9 protein-coding genes and 1 pseudogene are annotated in these 17,522 nt (G+C 70.2%); 6 read left to right on the top strand and 4 right to left on the bottom strand.

Features of this window, described 5'->3' with window-relative positions:
- The first annotated feature begins 222 nt into the window (after nucleotides 1-222).
- The 3 genes from ABZV06_RS09065 (at nucleotide 223) to ABZV06_RS09075 (ending at nucleotide 2,712) form a co-directional block, all read left to right on the top strand.
- Nucleotides 223-1,881, top strand: a complete 1,659-nt coding sequence (locus ABZV06_RS09065) for a sodium:solute symporter family protein (RefSeq protein ID WP_355241908.1) — start codon at nucleotides 223-225, stop codon at nucleotides 1,879-1,881.
- A gap of 15 nt (nucleotides 1,882-1,896) precedes the next feature.
- Nucleotides 1,897-2,205, top strand: coding sequence for a hypothetical protein (locus ABZV06_RS09070; protein WP_355241911.1), 309 nt, complete (start codon nucleotides 1,897-1,899; stop codon nucleotides 2,203-2,205).
- 120 nt (nucleotides 2,206-2,325) lie between these two features.
- Nucleotides 2,326-2,712: a hypothetical protein gene (locus ABZV06_RS09075; RefSeq protein WP_355619918.1), complete on the top strand. Its 387-nt coding sequence runs from the start codon at nucleotides 2,326-2,328 to the stop codon at nucleotides 2,710-2,712.
- A gap of 128 nt (nucleotides 2,713-2,840) precedes the next feature.
- Here ABZV06_RS09075 and ABZV06_RS09080 read toward each other — a convergent pair whose 3' ends face one another.
- Nucleotides 2,841-4,649 carry a glycoside hydrolase family 6 protein gene (locus tag ABZV06_RS09080; RefSeq protein ID WP_355241917.1) on the bottom strand — a complete coding sequence of 603 codons (1,809 nt, stop codon included), beginning with the start codon at nucleotides 4,647-4,649 and terminating at the stop codon, nucleotides 2,841-2,843.
- Between the two features lie 570 nt (nucleotides 4,650-5,219).
- On the opposite strand from ABZV06_RS09080, the gene ABZV06_RS09085 reads away from it, so the two are divergent.
- Both ABZV06_RS09085 and ABZV06_RS09090 read left to right on the top strand, forming a co-directional pair.
- Nucleotides 5,220-6,545 carry a hypothetical protein gene (locus ABZV06_RS09085; RefSeq protein WP_355619921.1) on the top strand — a complete coding sequence of 442 codons (1,326 nt, stop codon included), beginning with the start codon at nucleotides 5,220-5,222 and terminating at the stop codon, nucleotides 6,543-6,545.
- A gap of 1 nt (nucleotide 6,546) precedes the next feature.
- The gene (locus tag ABZV06_RS09090; RefSeq protein ID WP_355241923.1) at nucleotides 6,547-7,233 is read left to right on the top strand and encodes a class F sortase; all 687 of its coding nucleotides are present in this window, start codon (nucleotides 6,547-6,549) and stop codon (nucleotides 7,231-7,233) included.
- A gap of 73 nt (nucleotides 7,234-7,306) precedes the next feature.
- Here ABZV06_RS09090 and ABZV06_RS09095 read toward each other — a convergent pair whose 3' ends face one another.
- Nucleotides 7,307-12,388, bottom strand: coding sequence for an NAD-glutamate dehydrogenase (locus tag ABZV06_RS09095; protein WP_355619923.1), 5,082 nt, complete (start codon nucleotides 12,386-12,388; stop codon nucleotides 7,307-7,309).
- Between the two features lie 285 nt (nucleotides 12,389-12,673).
- Here ABZV06_RS09095 and ABZV06_RS09100 point away from each other — a divergent pair, with 285 nt between their 5' ends.
- Nucleotides 12,674-14,638 carry a penicillin-binding transpeptidase domain-containing protein gene (locus ABZV06_RS09100; protein ID WP_355619926.1) on the top strand — a complete coding sequence of 655 codons (1,965 nt, stop codon included), beginning with the start codon at nucleotides 12,674-12,676 and terminating at the stop codon, nucleotides 14,636-14,638.
- A 696-nt stretch (nucleotides 14,639-15,334) separates the two neighbouring features.
- Here ABZV06_RS09100 and ABZV06_RS09105 read toward each other — a convergent pair.
- Both ABZV06_RS09105 and ABZV06_RS09110 read right to left on the bottom strand, forming a co-directional pair.
- Nucleotides 15,335-16,303: pseudogene (locus ABZV06_RS09105) on the bottom strand (arginase family protein); the annotation flags it as partial.
- An 86-nt stretch (nucleotides 16,304-16,389) separates the two neighbouring features.
- Nucleotides 16,390-17,310, bottom strand: coding sequence for a tetratricopeptide repeat protein (locus tag ABZV06_RS09110; RefSeq protein ID WP_355619929.1), 921 nt, complete (start codon nucleotides 17,308-17,310; stop codon nucleotides 16,390-16,392).
- Nucleotides 17,311-17,522 lie beyond the last annotated feature (212 nt).

The following is a 17,522-nucleotide window of genomic DNA, read 5'->3' on the forward strand; positions in this document are numbered from 1 at the left end:
CGCGCGCTGTTTCCTCGGCTGAAGCAGAGCAAAGGGCCCGCACCGAGGCCTCGCACCGCCGCTGCCGCCGCCGCGGCGGCGACCCCAATGGGGTACGCCACGAAAGACCGCGCGGACGGGCCGGAACCACACGGAACAGACAGGCAGGCGTGAAAGTCTGTCTACGGGGTAATAGGGCGCGCGCATCAAATCTGGTGCCAACGTCGGACGAGGGGTGACGAGATGGACGGTGGCGGCCTCCGGCTCAACATGAACGGGCTGGACTACCTGATTCTCGCGCTGTACTTCGTCACCGTCCTCGGGGTCGGCTTCGCCGCCCGTAGGGCGATCCGGACCAGCGTCGACTTCTTCCTCTCCGGCCGCTCCCTGCCCGCCTGGGTGACCGGCCTCGCGTTCGTCTCCGCGAACCTGGGGGCGCTGGAGATCATCGGCATGGCGGCCAACGGCGCCCAGTACGGCGTCATGACGGTCCACTACTACTGGATCGGCGCGGTGCCGGCGATGGTCTTCCTGGGCATCGTGATGATGCCCTTCTACTACGGGTCGAAGGTCCGCAGCGTGCCCGAGTACCTGCGGCTGCGCTTCAACCGACCGACGCACCTGCTGAACGCGCTCAGCTTCGCCGTCGCCCAGGTGCTGATCGCCGGCGTGAACCTCTACGCGCTGGCCCTGGTCATGCAGGCGCTGCTCGGCTGGCCGCTCTGGACGGCGATCGTGGTCGGGGCGGCGATCGTGCTGGCGTACATCACCATCGGTGGCCTGTCCGGCGCGATCTACAACGAGGTGCTCCAGTTCTTCGTCATCCTGGCCGGCCTCATCCCGGTCACCGTGATCGGTCTGGTCAAGGTCGGCGGGGTCGGCGGGCTGATGGACGCGGTCCGGGACTCGAAGCTCGGCGAGGCGGGTCTGCACGCCTGGCAGGACACCGGCAGCACCGACAACCCGCTCGGCGCGCAGTGGATCGGCATCGTCTTCGGTCTCGGCTTCGTGCTCTCGTTCGGTTACTGGACGACGAACTTCGCCGAGGTGCAGCGGGCGCTGTCGGCGAAGAACATGAGCGCCGCCCGGCGTACGCCGATCATCGCCGCGTACCCGAAGCTGTTCATCCCCCTGGTCACGATCATCCCCGGCCTCGTCGCACTCGTGACGGTGAAGGGGCTCGGCGCGGACAAGGGCGACCTGCAGTACAACAACGCGATTCCGCTGCTCATGCGGGACCTGCTGCCCAACGGCGTCCTCGGGGTAGCGGTCACCGGCCTGCTCGCGTCGTTCATGGCCGGCATGGCGGCCAACGTGAGTGGCTTCAACACCGTCTTCACCTACGACATCTGGCAGTCGTACGTCCGCCGGGATCGATCCGACGAGTACTACCTGCGCATCGGTCGGTGGGCGACGGTCGCCGCCGTGGTGATCGGCATCGGGACGGCGTTCATCGCGTCCGGGTTCAGCAACATCATGAACTACATCCAGGCGCTCTTCTCGCTGTTCAACGCGCCGCTGTTCGCCACGTTCATCATCGGCATGTTCTGGAAGCGGATGAGCGCGCTGGCCGGCTTCTGGTCACTGTTGCTCGGCACCTTGGCGTCGCTGGCAACCTACCTGCTCTACAAGGGCGGCGTGATCGACTTCAACTCCGACCTGGAGGAGAGCTTCTGGGGCGCCGGCATCGCGTTCGTCACCGTGGCGGTGGTCGCCGCGATCCTCACTCCGCTCACGGCCGCCAAGCGCGACGAGGAGCTGCGCGGGCTGGTCTACGGAATGGGCGGCGTCGACCTGAAGGGCGACGTGCTCGCCGGAGACGCCGTCTGGTACCGCTCCCCCGTGCTGCTGGGCGTGATCGCCGTCGCGCTCGCCGCTCTCTTCTACATCCCGGTCTTCTAGGAAAGGAGTCGGCAGATGAGCAACGACGGCCAGCCGGCGCAGGACCCGCTGATCGACGAGACGCAGGCGGAGGAACGCCGCTCCGCCGCCGCCCGCCTGTTCGACATCCGTCGGGTGATCGGTGGCCTCTTCGTGGCGTACGGGGTCATCGTGACGCTGATCGGCGTCTTCGACAGCCGGGCCGAGATCGACAAGGCCGAGGGCGTCCGCATCAACCTGTGGGCCGGGCTCGTGATGCTCGCCTTCGGGCTGCTCATGCTGCTCTGGCAGTGGCTGCGACCGGCCGAGGCGCCGTCCGCGAACGAGCAGCAGTCCGACCACTGAAACAACCCGGTCCGCCGCCGGCGTCGTCCACACGGACGGCGCCGGCGTCGCGCATGGGCGCTCCTGCACCGGGTACGCGAGGGGGGATCAGGCAACCTGTCGGACACAGGAGGCAGCACCATGACCGATCGCGACCGCCGACCGCCGTTGGAGGAGAGCCCGCAGACGGCCGCTGCCGTGGACGACGACAGCACCGTCCTGGAGTTGCGGACCGGGGGTGGCCCCGACAGTGACACGCCGACCTTCACCGAACCCCGCGACCGGCCGAAGGACCTCGCCCCGGACACCGACGACCTGATCGGCGACCCGTACGCCGCCGGCACCGGCGCCACCGGAACGGGCACCGGCGCGGGCGGCGACAACATCCGTACCGGCGCCGAGCAGCCCTGGGAGCCGGAGGACCTGGTGATGGCCCGCGGGCAGGACCTCACGCCGGAGAACCTGGAGAAGGCCCGTCGCGACCTGGCCGAGCAGGGTCGTTCGGCGATCGAGCGCACTGTGCCCTGACGCTGGAACAAGCACCAAAGGGGGGTCCCCGGCCCGACCGTGATGGTCGGACCGGGGACCCCGGGGAAACCTGCCGCCGGCAGTGCCTCACCTACTGCCGGCGGCGGGTTGGCGCGTGAGCTGTCCGGTCAGAGCGCCGGGTAGGCGTTCTGCATCAGCTCCCGGAACTGGGCCGAGAACCACGCACCGGAGATCGGCGCATTCGCCAGCGCCCCGGTCGGGTTGTTGCCGTTACGGGCGTTGCCGCCGTACGTCGGGTCGCACATCCGGTCGAAGCCCTTGCCCTCGTTGTTCGGGATCTCCGCGCTGGAGCCGTCCGACTCACCCGGGGGCTTCACCCAGACGTAGGCGTCGATACCCGTGGCCGGGTTCGCCCGAGGCCGCTCGCCGAGACCAGCGCCAGCCTGGTTGCACCAGTTGCCGGCGTGCGCCCGGCGGTCGATCCGGCCACCGTTGACGTACGTGTCGACGCTGGTCGTCGCGCCCGGGCCGGTGGGCCGGTTGGCGCCGCCCCAGCCGTTGCGGGACGTGTCGATCAGCATGCCGATGTTGGAGTTGAAGCCAACCGAGATCAGCTTGGTCCGGAACGCCTGGGCGAAGGACAGCTCGTCGACGTAGTAGTTCCAGTCGACCCACTTGGACTGCCGCACCGTCTGGCCGTTGACGTTGTCGGTGATCTTGAAGTTCGGCTCGACGAGCGCCGAGTAGTTCGCGGTGTTGGTGATGAAGCCGTGCACGTTGTTGACCGTGCTGCCGGAGGCGACGGCGGCGGTCTTCAGGATGTCGGCGGTCGGGCCGAAGTTGCTGTCCCAACCGAGCCAGCCGTGGTGCCCGGCGTCGATGTAGTTGTAGACGTTGCCGATCGCGCCCAGCTTGGCGAGGGCGTAGCCGACGCCGTTGACGTACGCGCCGTTGGCCTTGACCGTGTCACACATGACCGTGCCGCCGGCCTGGCCGGACGTGTTGGTCACGAGGTTCGGCAGCGAGTCGATCTCGATGACGTTGATGATCCTGATGTTCCGGTACTTCGAGTCGCTCTGGATCGCGGCGATCGGGTCGATGTACTCGGACTTGTAGCGGGGCAGCTCGTCCGGGCCCAGCTCGCCGTTCGAGGCGAGCGCGGAGCAGTCGCGGCCGGGCAGGTTGTAGATCACGAACTGGATGTAACCGGCACCCTGACGCAGCGCCTCGTCCAGGTGGTCCTTCACTCCGAAGGCACCGTTGGAGCTGCTGTTCGGCGTGCCGTTGATCGCGGCGATCCGGTCCAGCCAGACGGCGGTGGGATTGTTCGAGACGCGGCTACCGCCGGGCTCGGCGTCCGCCTTGGCCTTCCACTCCGGGTTCACGTATCCGGGCACACCGGCGTACGGGTTGTCGACCTTGGTCCCGGGGGGCGGGGTGGTCGGCGGCGGCCCCGTGGTGGGCGGAGGCGTCGTGGGCGGAGGCGTGGTGGGCGGGGGCGTCGTCGGCGGGGGCGTGGTGGGCGGCGGGGTGGTCGGGTTGCCGGTGCCACCGTTGCAGACCACACCGTTCAGGGTGAACGAGGTCGGCTTCGGGTTGCTGCCGCTCCACGCGCCGTTGAACCCGAGAGTCGTCGAAGCGCCGGTCGCGAGGGTGCCGTTGTACGACATGCTGCGCGCGGTGACCTGGCTGCCGGACTGGGTGAAGGTGGCCGACCAGCCCTGCTGCACGCGCTGGCTGGAGTTGGGGAAGGTCCAGCCGAGCGTCCAGCCGTTGACCGGGTCGCCGAGGTTCTTGATGGTGATGTTGGCAGTGAAGCCGCCCTGCCAGTCGTTGGTCGCGTACGCGATGTCGCACTGCGTCGCGGCCTGCGCCGCGGTAACCGGGATTGTCACCAGCCCGCCGGCGACCAGAACGCCCGCGCCGGCGAGCGCTAGGGTCCGGCGTGGGCCGGACAGCCTTCTCCACACATTCATGCCACTGATCTCCTTGGGCGAGACCGGGCTCGCGTACGGCCCGGCGAGACGGCCCGGCGGGCGTCCTGCACGGACGGCCTCCGGCGCCACGGGATTCATTGGGGGGTGCCCGACCCGGACGGGCGGTGGTGGTGGTGGTGATTGGCCGGCGTGTGGCCGACCGCTTGGCGGCCGGTTGTCGTCCGGCTAACCGGATGCCCTCGACGCCCTGCCTGCGCGGTGTGGCTCCCCGAACCGCGTGCGCCGATTCTTGCATGGGAGCGCTTCCATGGCAATGCCTCGATGCGCGGCCCGCCCTCAACTCGGACGATACCCCCGAGTGACGCGAGCGGCACAGATCGCCGGCTACGGACGTGCGTGGGCGGTAGCGCGCTGCGTGTCAGCAACAGGCCGGTCGGCCCGGGCGGACGAGGAGCACCCGGGGTGGCAGTGCGAGCGGTGAAAGCCACGTATCACTCCTTTGACGCTTACTATCAGCAAAGGTCGAAACGCGAATCTTTCCCTTCATAGGTCATGAAAACGTCTAACGTCGGTCTTAGCTCGGTTGTCGCCGAGCTCAGGACAACAGGGATGGAGTTGACGCAGGTCATGGCTAAGAAGATGCTCGGGAAGGTCGTTGCGGGCGCCGCCCTCGGTGGCGCGTCGCTCCTGGTGTTTGCGCCGGGGATCGCGTTCGCTGACGGGCACCACGACGAGGACGGCAAGGTCTACGCCAAGCCGCACGTCGTGAAGGCTGGCGACGAGGTCAAGCTCCTCGAGATCTGCCCGGATCGGCAGGAGCACGCGTACGTGTGGTCCAAGGTCACCGGCAAGGTCAAGCTCAAGCCGGCGCGGGACGACCGGGGTGAGGACCGCGGCGAGTGGAGCGAGGAGGAGGACTCCTACGACCACGACGACAAGGGCAAGGACGAGCACGGCAAGGACGACGACAAGGGCAAGGACGAGCACGGCAAGGACGACGACAAGGGCAAGGACGACAAGGGCAAGGACGACAAGGGCAAGGACCACGAGGGCAAGGACGGCGACAAGGGCAAGGACGGCGACAAGGGCGACAACGGCGACGACAAGTCGCAGCCGCCCGCCGACGCCCAGCCCGGTGGCCAGGGCGGCGGCGCTGCCGCCGACGCCTACGAGGACGAGGACAGCAAGGACTGGAAGGGCGAGGAGCACGGCCAGGACGCGGATGACAGCCGCGACAAGAAGGACTGGGAGTCCAAGGACGAGGACAAGAAGGACTGGGAGTCCAAGGACGAGGACAAGAAGGACTGGGAGTCCAAGGGCCACGAGTACGGCTCGGACGACGAGTACGGCTCCGACGACGAGTACGGCTCCGACGACGAGTACGGCTCGGACAAGAGCTGGGAGTCCAAGGGCCACGAGTCCAAGGGCCACGAATACGGCTCCGACGACGAGTATGGCTCGGACAAGGGCCACGAGTACGGCTCGGACGACGAGTACGGCTCCGACGACGAGTACGGCTCGGACAAGAGCTGGGAGTCCAAGGGCCACGAGTCCAAGGGCCACGAGTCCAAGGGCCACGAGTCCGGCTCGGACGACGAGTACGGCTCCGACAAGGGCCGGGACTCCGAGGACCGCGAGTACGGCTCCGACCACGGCCGTGGCGAGGACAGCCGGGACGACGAGCGCGAGTTCGTGTACTACGGCGAGGCCAAGGTCGACAAGGACGCCAAGCCGGGTCGCTACGAGCTCAAGGGCTCGTGCGGCGAAGGCGAACTGGTCGTCCTGCCCCACGGTGGTGTCGACGGTGGTGACGGCGGCGCCAGCACCGGCACCGACCGTGGCCTGGCCACCGGTGGCGCGAGCCTGCTCGGCGCTGCCGCGCTCGGCGGGATCGTGCTGATGCGTCGTCGGCGGACCGATGGTTCGCTCGTCTGACGTGACGACGACACGGGCCGGCGGCCGTCACGGGAGACCGTGGCGTGCCGCCGGCGCGGCCGTCGTCGTCACCCTTGCCATGATCGGCGCCGGCATGATCGGCGCCTCGTTGCAGACTTCGCCCGCTCCCCGACCCCCGCAGCCGCTGGCCCAGGCCGGTCCCCAGGTCACCGGTCCGGCGGTCGCCGACAGCGACGTCCCATCCGTCGACGGGGCAGCCCCGGCAGGGCTCACCCGATCCGCCCCGACCACCATCGAGATCCCCCGGATCGGCGTCGACGCGACGATCATGTCGCTCGGCACCAACCCGGACGGCACCGTCCAGGTTCCCCCGCTGGAGCAGGCCGACCAGGCTGGTTGGTACGAGCCGGGGGCGAGCCCCGGTGAGACCGGTAACGCGGTCATCGTCGGGCACGTGGACTCGGCGAAGCTCGGCCCGGCCGTCTTCTTCGACCTCGGCTCGCTCGTGCCAGGTGACACGATCACCGTGCGGCGGGCGGACGGTCAGCCGGCGACGTTCCGGGTCGACTCGGTGAAGTCGTACCCGAAGACGTCCTTTCCCACCGAGTTGGTGTACGGGCCGAACGACCGGCCCGGGCTGCGGGTGGTGACGTGCGGCGGCCAGTTCGACGAGACCGTGCGCAGCTACCGCGACAACGTGGTCGTCTTCGCCACTCTGGCGGCGTGACCCGGCGTACACGAAAAAGGTCCGGCCGGTCGGGGGGTGACCCGACCGGCCGGACCGTGTCCGGCGTAGCGACTCAGGCGGCGGCCGAGGTCCGCACCAGGGTGCGGATCTGGCGCAGCAGCACGGACAGCGCGGCGAGGTCCGCCCGCGACTCGTCGAACTCCCCCATCGCCCGCTGGGCCCGGTGGATCGACGTCGCGTTGGACTGTTCCCACTGCTGCACCCGCTCGTGCGGCGGCAACTCCTCCGGAGTGGAGTCGAGCACCTCCGCGGTGAGCGCCGCCAACGCGGCGTACAGGTCGTAGCGCAGCGCCATCCGCGCGAGGGTCTGCCAGCGGTCCTCACGCGGCAGCAGGGAGATCTTCGACAGCAGCGAGTCCACCCGGAACAGGTCGGAGAGCACGAAGTAGACCGAGGCCACCTCGCCGACGTCCCGCCCGCTGCGGGTCGCGGTCTCGACCACGTCCAACAGGCCGAAGCTGTACATCAGCCGGGTCGCCCGCTCCGCCAGGTCGCGGGGCAGCCCACGCCCGGTCATCGAGTCGATGTGCGCCACGATGCCCTGCCGCTCGCTGCCGTAGAACAGCTCCTCCATCCCCGGCAGCAGCCGAGCCACCCCGTCCCGCAGGCGGGCGATCTCGGTCGGCACGTCGATCGGCGAACGCCGGTTGGTGACCAGCCAGCGCACCGCACGGTCGAGCAGCCGACGGGTGTCCAGGTAGACGCTGGTCTGCAACTCCGGAGACACCTTGTTGTCCAGCGCCTCCACCGCGTCCCACAGGTCACGCAGCCCGAACACCTCGCGGACCACCACGTACGCCCGGATCACGTCCGCGGCGCTGGCCGCGGTCTCCTCGACGACCCGGAAGACGAACGAGATGCCGCCCCGGTTGATCGCCTCGTTGACCAGCACGGTGGTCACGATGTCGCGGCGCAGTCGGTGCCGGCCCATCCGGTCGGCGAACCGCTCGCGCATCGGCGTCGGGAAGTAGTTGACCAGGACCTCGGACGTCCACTCCTCGTCGGCCAGCCCGTCGGTGAGGATCTCCCGTTCAAGGACGATCTTCACGTACGCGAGCAGCACCGCGAACTCCGGCGCGGTGAGGCCCGACTCGCTGCGGACCGCCAGTTCCTCGTCCGGCGGTAGCGCCTCCAGCGACCGGTCCAACGCGCCGGACCGCTCCAACTCGTTGATCATCCGACGGTGCACCGGGAGCAGCGACGCGGCCTGGGCCTGGGCGTTGTTGATCGCCCGAGCCTGGTCGTAGTTGTCCCGCAGCACCAGCTCGGCGACCTCGTCGGTCATCGTGGCCAGCAGCTCGTCCCGGTCGGCCGTGGTCAACTCGCCGTCGGCCACCGCGGTGTTCAGCAGGATCTTGATGTTCACCTCGTGGTCGGAGGTGTCCACACCTGCCGCGTTGTCGATGAAGTCCGAGAAGATCCGGCCACCGGTCAACGCGTACTCGATCCGGCCGAGCTGGGTCCAGCCCAGGTTGCCGCCCTCGCCCGCCACCCGGCAGCGCAGGTTGCGCCCGTCCACCCGGATCGCGTCGTTGGACTTGTCGCCCACCTCGGCGTTGGTCTGGGTGGACGCCTTGACGTACGTGCCGATGCCGCCGTTCCAGAACAGGTCCACCGGAGCGGTGACGATCGCCTTCATCAACTCCTGCGGCGACAGCTGCGTCACGTCGTCGTCGAGGCCGATCGCCGCCCGGACCTGCGGCGTGAGCGGGATCGACTTCGCGGTACGCGGGAAGATGCCACCCCCGGCCGAGATCAGCTCCGGGTTGTAGTCCTCCCAGGAGGATCGGGGCAGGTCGAACAGCCGCCGACGCTCCGCGTACGAGGTCGCTGCGTCCGGGTCGGGGTCGAGGAAGATGTGCCGATGGTCGAACGCGGCCACCAACCGGATGTGCTCGGAGAGCAGCATCCCGTTGCCGAACACGTCGCCGGACATGTCCCCGACGCCCACCACCGTGAAGTCCTGGGTCTGGGTGTCCAGGCCCAGCTCCCGGAAGTGCCGCTTCACGGACTCCCAGGCGCCCCGGGCGGTGATGCCCATCTTCTTGTGGTCGTACCCGGCCGAACCACCGGAGGCGAACGCGTCGCCCATCCAGAAGTTGTGCGCCACGGAGATCTCGTTGGCGATGTCGGAGAACGTGGCGGTGCCCTTGTCCGCGGCGACCACCAGGTACGGGTCGTCGCCGTCGTGCCGGACCACGTCGTCGGGCGGCACGATCTGCCCGCTGACGATGTTGTCGGTGACGTCCAGCATCGCGCCGACGAACTCCTGGTAACAGGCGACCGCCTCGTCCCGGTCCCCCGGCTTCTGCTTCAGCACGAAGCCGCCCTTGGCACCCACCGGCACGATGACCGTGTTCTTCACCATCTGCGCCTTGACCAGGCCGAGCACCTCGGTCCGGAAGTCCTCCCGACGGTCGGACCAGCGCAACCCGCCCCGGGCCACCGGCCCGAACCGCAGGTGCACGCCCTCGAACCGGGGCGAGTAGACGAAGATCTCGAACTTGGGGCGGGGCGCCGGCAGGTCCGGGATGGCCTGCGGGTCCAGCTTGAACGCCACGTACGCCTTCGGCCGCCCGCCGACCGGCTTCTGGTAGAAGCTGGTCCGCAGGGTCGCCTCGATCAACGTGAGGTACGAACGCAGGATGCGATCCTGGTCGAGGCTGGCCACGTCGTCCAGCGCGCCCCGGATCGTCTCCACCAGTTCGCCGCTGCGCTGCTGCCGCTGCTCGGCAGTCAGCTCACCCGGCGCGAACCGCGTCTCGAACAGCTCCACCAACAGGCTGGCGAGCTTCGGGTACGCGATGAAGGTCTGCTCCATGTAGTCCTGCGAGAAGACCGTGCCGGCCTGCCGCAGGTACTTGGCGTACGCCCGCAGCACCACCACCTGCCGCCAGGTGAGACCGGCGCGCAGCACCAGCTCGTTGAACCGGTCCACCTCGGCCTCGCCGCGCCAGGCCGCCGCGAACGCGTTCTCCACGTGCGGGCGTACCTCGGCCAGCTCGTGGTGCCCCTCGGGCAGCATCAGGCCGAAGTCGTACAGGTAGACCCGACCGTCGATCCGGTCCACCTCGTACGGGTGCTCGTCGACCACCCGTACGCCGAGCGAGTGCAGCACGGGCAGCACGGCGGAGAGCATCATCGGCTCGCCGTACCGGTAGACCTTGAACCGCACGTTCATCTCGTCGGCCAGGTCGGCGCCGGGCACGCGGGTGCCCGGCCGGGGCGCGAGCTGCTTGCGGAACAGGTGCATCTCGAGCTGGCCGGGCTCCTCCAGCAGCTCCAGCTTGGCCAGGTCCTTCATCGCCTCGTACGGCGTGTGCCCGTCCTTGTAGCCCTCCGGGAACGCGTCGGCGTACCGGGCGAACAGGTGCTTGGCCTGCTCGTCGCCGAGCTTGCGCTCCAGCACCAGCCGGTAGTCGTCGTCCCAGAGTCGGGTGGCGTCGGCCAGTTCCTCGGCCAGCAGGTCGGCGTCGATCTCACCGGGCGGCCGGGTCGGGTCGGTACGGACGATGTAGTGGATCCGGGCGAGCATCGACTCGGTGACCCGGGTCGTGTAGTCCACCCCGACGCCGTTCAGCTCCCGCAGCAGGATCTCCTGCATGCGCAGCCGGTTCTGCGTCGTGAACCGGTCGCGGGGAAGGTAGATCAGGCAGGAGATGAACCGCCCGTACGCGTCGCGCCGCAGGAACACCCGCAGCTGCCGCCGGCCCGCCATCCGCAGCACACCGACCACCGCGTGGTACAGGTCGTCGGTCTTGATCTGGAACAGCTCGTCACGCGGATAGGTCTCCAGGATCTGGAGCAGGTCCTTGCCGGAGTGGCTGCGCCGACTAAGTCCGGAGCGGTCGAGGACCTCGGCGACCTTGCGGCGCACCACCGGCAGCTCCCGGACGCTGGTCCGGTACGCGGCGGTGGAGAACAGGCCCAGGAAGCGCCGCTCACCGATGACCTCGCCGAACTCGTTGAAGATCTTGAAGCCGATGTAGTCCAGGTACGCCGAACGGTGCACGGTGGCCCGTGAGTTGGCCTTGGTGATGATGAGAAGGCGCTTCTCCAGCACCTTCTCGTGCGCTTCGGACGTCATCGACGACAGCGACCGGGCGTCCGGTGAGTCCGAGCGCAGGATGCCCAGCCCGGTGCCGAGCACCGCTTCGAGGGCCTTGCCGTCCACCGGGTCGGAGGGGGTCCCGTCCCGGGCGTCCACCAGGCGGTACTCGCGGTAACCGAGGAACGTGAAGTGGTCGTGCGCGAGCCAGCGCAGCAGCTCCACCGAGTCGGTGATGTCCTTCTCCGGCACCGGCGGGCGGTTGTCCGAGGTGCGGGCCGAGGCCAGCTCGTCGGCGAGCGCGAGGGCCCGCTGGCGCATCTTCGGCCAGTCCTCCACCGCCTCCCGTACGTCGGTCAGCACCCGTTGCAGCTCACCGACCAACCGTTCCCGCTCGGCCGCGTCCCGGACCGGGTCGATCTCGATCCGCATCCAGCTCTCGACGATGTCGCCGGCGATCGCGTCGTCCGGTTCCACGTCCGCCGAGACCTCGGTGAGGCGGCCCAACGGCTCGCGCCGGACCACCACCAGCGGATGCACCAGCAGGTGGACGTCCAGGTGGTACGAGTTGAGAAGCGCGGTCACCGAGTCGACCAGGAACGGCATGTCGTCGGTGACGATCTCGACAACCGTGTGGTGCTGGTCGGCGTGCGGCTCGTGGATGCGGAGCTTCAACTCGCCGGGCACCCGCTGCTGCGCGAGGTCCCGGTGCGCCCGGGCCGCGTCGAGCATCTCCTCCGCCGTGAACCCGACCAGCTCCTCGTCCGGGGCGAACCGCCAGAAGCGGCCGACCAGGGTCGCCGCGTCGTGGTCGTCCCCGGCGAGCGCGACGGCCTGGGCCACCAGCCGCTCCGCGTTGGGGACGGGCTCGTCGAGCTCGGCGTCCTCCACGTCGTCTGCCAACGCCTCGGTCGGCAGACCCAGATCGTAGATGGTGTCGATGCTCGACCCGGTCAGCCCTGTGACGCCCGTGTCGAGCCGGCCGTAGCCGTCCCCGTCGGTCGCCGAATCGAAGCTGTCGCCGTCCCGGCCGGTGTCATCCTGCCGGAGGTCGGGTTCCGGTTTGATCGCCGGACGCCGGTCCATCGGTGCCACTCCCCTCGACCCACCGCGTTGTGGGTCACTCTGCCGCCCAGCCTAGGCCTGCCGGGTGCCGCCTCCGTCAGCGGACCGCTAGCCGGACGTCGGATCGGGACTTCGTCCTTTCACCCGTTGCGGGTCCGAGGTTGGCCGGTTGCGGGTTACCCCGCCGCGCGATGTTCATCACACCGGCTCGGTCCGTCTTTCCGTACGTAGAGGGCTTCACGGGACGTTGCGGACAGCGTTCGCGTACTACCGTGCAGAGCAGCGCGAGATCGGAAGGACCGCTTCATGACCTTGTTCTACCCCCACCCCCATCGGCCGAACCGCAGACGGCGGTTAGCCGCGCTCACCGCGTCCCTGCTCACCGCCGGTGTCCTGGCGGCGTGCTCCGGCGACGACGGGCCGGACAAGACCGCGGACGCCTTCCTCGCCGGCTGGCGCAGCGGCGACCTGCAGGCGGTCGCAATGGTCGACACGACCGGCGCCAAGGTGCCGGCGGCCGAGGTGAGCAAGGAGATCAAGGAGCTGTCCGGCGAGCTGGCAGCCACCCCGCCCGCGCTGACTCGGCAGGGCGAGCCGAAGATCACCAAGAACATCGCGACCACCACCGTCCGGGTGGACTGGTCGCTGCCGGGCCAGACCCATTGGACGTACGACCGGGAGCTACGGCTCGTCCAGGGCGACGACGACCAGTGGCAGGTGATGTGGGAGCCGCGGGTGCTCCACGAGAAGCTCGTCAAGGGCGACCGGTTGGGGCTCCGCCGCGACACCGGCCCCCGGGCCGGTGTGCTGGACGGGGCCGGCAAGCCGATCGTGTCGCCGCGCCCGGTGGTGCGGGTGGGCGTGCAGCCCAGTGAGGTCACCGACATCAACAAGCTGGTCAAGGACCTCGACGCTGCCTTGAAGGCGATCCGTCCGGTGCTGGTGCCCGGCGTCGACCTGGCCGATCTGCCCAAGCGGGTCGCCGAGTCGGATCCGAGTGCCTTCGTCGAGGTGGTGACCCTGCGCGAGGACGCGTACAAGCAGATCAAACCCCGCATCTACGACCTGCCCGGCACCAAGTTCGTCTCCGAGAAGCTCGACCTGGCGCCGACGCGGGAGTTCGCCCGCGCCCTGCTCGGTAGCGTCGACCAGGCGCAGGCCGACGACCTCGCCGCCCACCCCGACAGGTACGTCGCCGGCGACCTGGTCGGACACGGCGGTTTGCAGGGCCGCTACGACGAGCGGCTGCGCGGCGCACCTGGGCTGACCGTCCTGGTCGAGCGGCCCGCCGAGGACGGCAAGCTGGCGCCCACCGGCACCGAGCTGTTCCGCCGCGAGCCGCAACCCGGCCAGGCGCTGAAGACCACCCTGGACGTGGCCACCCAGAACGCCGCCGACGGGGCACTGCGCGCGGAGTCGCACCGCGCCGCGGTGGTCGCGGTACGCGTCAGCGACGGCGCGGTGCTCGCCGCCGCGAACGGCCCCGGCTCGGCCGGCGAGAACCTGGCCTTCACCGCGCAGGTGCCGCCGGGCTCGACGTTCAAGATGGTCAGCGCGTTGGGCCTGCTGGACCGGGGCGCGGTCACCCTGAACGGCCCGGTGGAGTGCAAGAAGACCTTCACCGTCGACGGTCGGTCCTTCAAGAACTCGAACAACTTCGAGCTGGGCTCCGTGCCGTTCCGCACCGACTTCGCGAAGTCCTGCAACACGGCCTTCGCCTCGCTGGCTCCGAAGCTCGGTGGTGACGGGCTGGCCGCCGCCGGCCGCTCGCTGGGGCTGGAGGGGCAGTGGGATCTCGGGGTGGACGCGTTCACCGGCAAGGTGTCGACCGGCGGCAGCCCGGCCGAGCAGGCCGCCGCGTCGTTCGGCCAGGGCACCACCCTGGTCAGCCCCCTGGCCATGGCCGGCGCCACGGCGGCCGTCGCCCGGGGCGCCTTCATCCAGCCGAAGCTGCTGGTCGACCCTGCGCCGGCGAAGCCGGCCGCAACCGACGGACCACTCAAGCCGCAGTCGATCGAGGCACTGCGCACGATGATGCGTGAGGTGGTCACCACCGGTACGGCCACCGCGCTCAAGGACGTCCCGGGCGGCGCGGTGTACGGCAAGACCGGCACCGCCGAGTTCGACGACAACCCGGCGCACACGCACGCGTGGATCGTGGGCTGGCGGGGCGATGTCGCGTTCGCCGTGTTCGTGGAGAAGGGCGGCTCCAGCACCGATACGGCCGTCCCGATCGCGGAACGCTTCCTCCGCGCCCTCCCGACCTCCTGACCCCACACCCCCTCCCCCGTCCTCGTCGCCCTCTCCCGTCCTCGTCGATCAAGAAGTTTGCGTCAAGATTCCGCTCGAATCTGACGCGAACTTCTTGATCACCGAGTTGAGCGGGGGCCCGGGGGGCGGGGCCGGGGGCTGGGGTTAGGCGGTGTCGGTTTCGGGGTGGTCGGTGGTGGTTGTTAATCGGCGTAGTCGGCCTGGGCCGGCTGCGGCGGGCGGGCCGACGGGTTCGACGGCGCTCAGGCCGACATCCGGCTCTGCATCGGCCGCCTCGGGACGACGACCCGGCTCCGGATGACCTGCTGACCCAAGGCCGTCAGCCGGCTCCGGACGATCTGCCGGGCCGAGACCGCCGGCCGGCCCGAGACCACCAGCCGGCTCCGGATGACCTGCTGGCCCGAGACCACCAGCCGGGCCGAGACCGCCAGCTAGGCCGAGACCACCGGCCGGGCCGAGACCGGCAGTCGGCTCAAGACCACCGGCAGGCTCCGAGAAGCCGGCACTGCCAGCCGAGACCGGGTGGGCCGGGGCGAGCGTGTCGAGCGGTATCGCGCCCGCGACCTCGGTGCCGTTCTGCCCCGCCGGCCGCTCGCCGGCAGACACGGTCCGGCCCTCCGGCCTGCTCGGGCGGGCGTCGTCGGTGGGCTCGGGATCGTCGGCGTGCTCGGGGTCGAGCGTGGGCCGGCTGCTGCCGCGGCGCGGGGCGGGCGTGGGCCGGGGCGACAGCAGCCGTGGCGGCATCGCCTCCGGGGCGCTGACGGGGGCCAGACCGGCGACCACGGTGTTGACGATCTCGGCGGCGTACGAGCCGTCCGGGTCGTAGTCGGGGTCGAAGACTGTCAGCTCGACACCGAGGCAGTGTGGGGTGTCGACCAGGCCGGCGAGCAGGATCTCCAGCTCGGCGAAGGCGATGCCACCCGGGTCGGGAGCGTCCACGGCCGGCATCACCGCGGGGTCGAGCACGTCGACGTCGATGTGCACCCAGTAGCCCGCGCAGTCGGCGAGCTGTTCGTGCGCCCACTGGGCCGTACGGGCGGCGCCCTCGGCGCGCAGCGCCGGCACCGGCCGGGTGGTGATCCCCGCAGCCTGGAGGTCGAGGCGGTACTCGTCCTGTGCGCGGATGCCGAGCACCACCACGTCGATGTCGCGGAAGTAGGGCCGGCGGCCCTCCAACGCGGCCAGGTCGGCCTGCCCGCGCCCGGTGACCAGGGCCAGGTCCTCCCCGGCGGCCGCCCCGACGTAGGAGGCGTTGCCGGGGTGCCGGAAGTCGGAGTGCCCGTCGACGAAGACCAGCCCGATCCGCCCGCCGACCGCCTCGCCGAGGCGGTGCATGGCGAGCGCGGAGCCGAGCAGCACGGAACAGTCGCCGCCCAGCACCACCGGGAACTCGCCACGGTCGATGATCGAGCCGATCCGCTCGGCGAGCGCGAGCGAGTAGTCGGCGATCTCCCGGGCGTGGCACACACCGTCGCCGGGCCGCCAGTCACCGGGGTCGTACCGGGGTGCGGTGAGGCAGCCGGCGTCGCGGGCCCGCAGCCGGGCCAGCAGGTCGTGGTCGCGCAGCGCGCCGGGCGCCTTGGCGCAGCCCGGCACGGAGGTGGACGTCGGTGGCCGTAGGCCGAGATTTGTCGGCGCGTCGAGGACGGCTATCCGGCGCATCATGAGCTCCCGTCCCCGGTGGTCGAGCGGGCCGGCGAACACGCCGGCCCGCGCTGGCGTACTACGAACTCACAATCGTGCCGCTGCTCTCAGAACAGGGCGCTGGCCAGGGCCCGACGGGCCGAGGCGACCGCCGGGTCGTCCGGACCGGCGATGGAGAAGAGCGATACCAGGTGCTGGCGAACCGTCTCGCGGTCCTCGCCGGCGGTGCGCCGGACCAGCCCGACGAGCCGGGCGTACGCCTGCTCGGCCAGGCCACTGAGCACCTCGATGTCGGCGGCCAGCAACTGGGCCGCGACGTCGTCGGGGGCGCTCTCGGCGGCGGCCAGCGCGGTGGCCGGGTCGGCGCCCGCCACCCGCCGTGCCACGCCGACCTGGGCGAGGCCCGCCGTGGCCGCGGCGTCCGCGGGGGCGTCGGCGAGGATCTTGCGGTACGCCTGCTCGGCGGCGTCCAGGTCACCGCTCATGAGCGCGTCGTCCGCCTCGTCGAGGCGCGGGTCCTCCGGTTCGGCGACGGCCACGCCGCCGGCCTTGAGTACGGCCTGGATCCACTGGCGGAGCTGCGCCTCGGGCACCACACCGGAGAAGGCGTCGATCGGCTGGCCGCCGACGACCGCGTAGACCATCGGGACGCCCTGGACGCGGAACATCTGGGCGATCCGCGGGTTCTCCTGCACGTCGACCCGGGCCAGCACCCAGGTGCCGCCGCTCTCGGCGGCCAGCCGCTCGAGCACCGGGGCGAAGTCGTCGCTCTCGGGGAACCCGGCCGCGCCGAAGAAGACGATGACGGGCAGGGCCATCGACTGCTCGAGCACCGCGGACTGGATGGTCGCCTCGGTGACGTCGACGATGGAGGCGTTGCCGGCGGTCGGCGCGCCCGGCGCGCCGGCGGACGGGCCGCCCTGCGGGGGTGTGCCGGGGCGGGTACTGGCTGGTGCGGGGCCACGCAGCGTGCTGAGGTCGACCGCGCCGCGGGTGAAGATCGACGAGGTGATCCGTGGGTCGCTCATGGTTACCTAGTCTCGCACGCGACCCCGGATTCCCGGCTCACCCACAACTCCGACGTTGCAACTCTCACGCCCATCGGACAACGCGAAACGGCCCCCCATCCCCCACCCCGCCGATCTTGCACTTTCGGTTGCCGCTACGTCACCTTCGCGGCTTATGCCGCGACAGAAACCGCAAGATCGACGGGGGGGAGGCGGGGGGGTGGGGCGGGGGG

This window comes from Micromonospora sp. NPDC005172, from assembly GCF_040608555.1.
In the GTDB taxonomy this organism is placed as follows: domain Bacteria; phylum Actinomycetota; class Actinomycetes; order Mycobacteriales; family Micromonosporaceae; genus Micromonospora.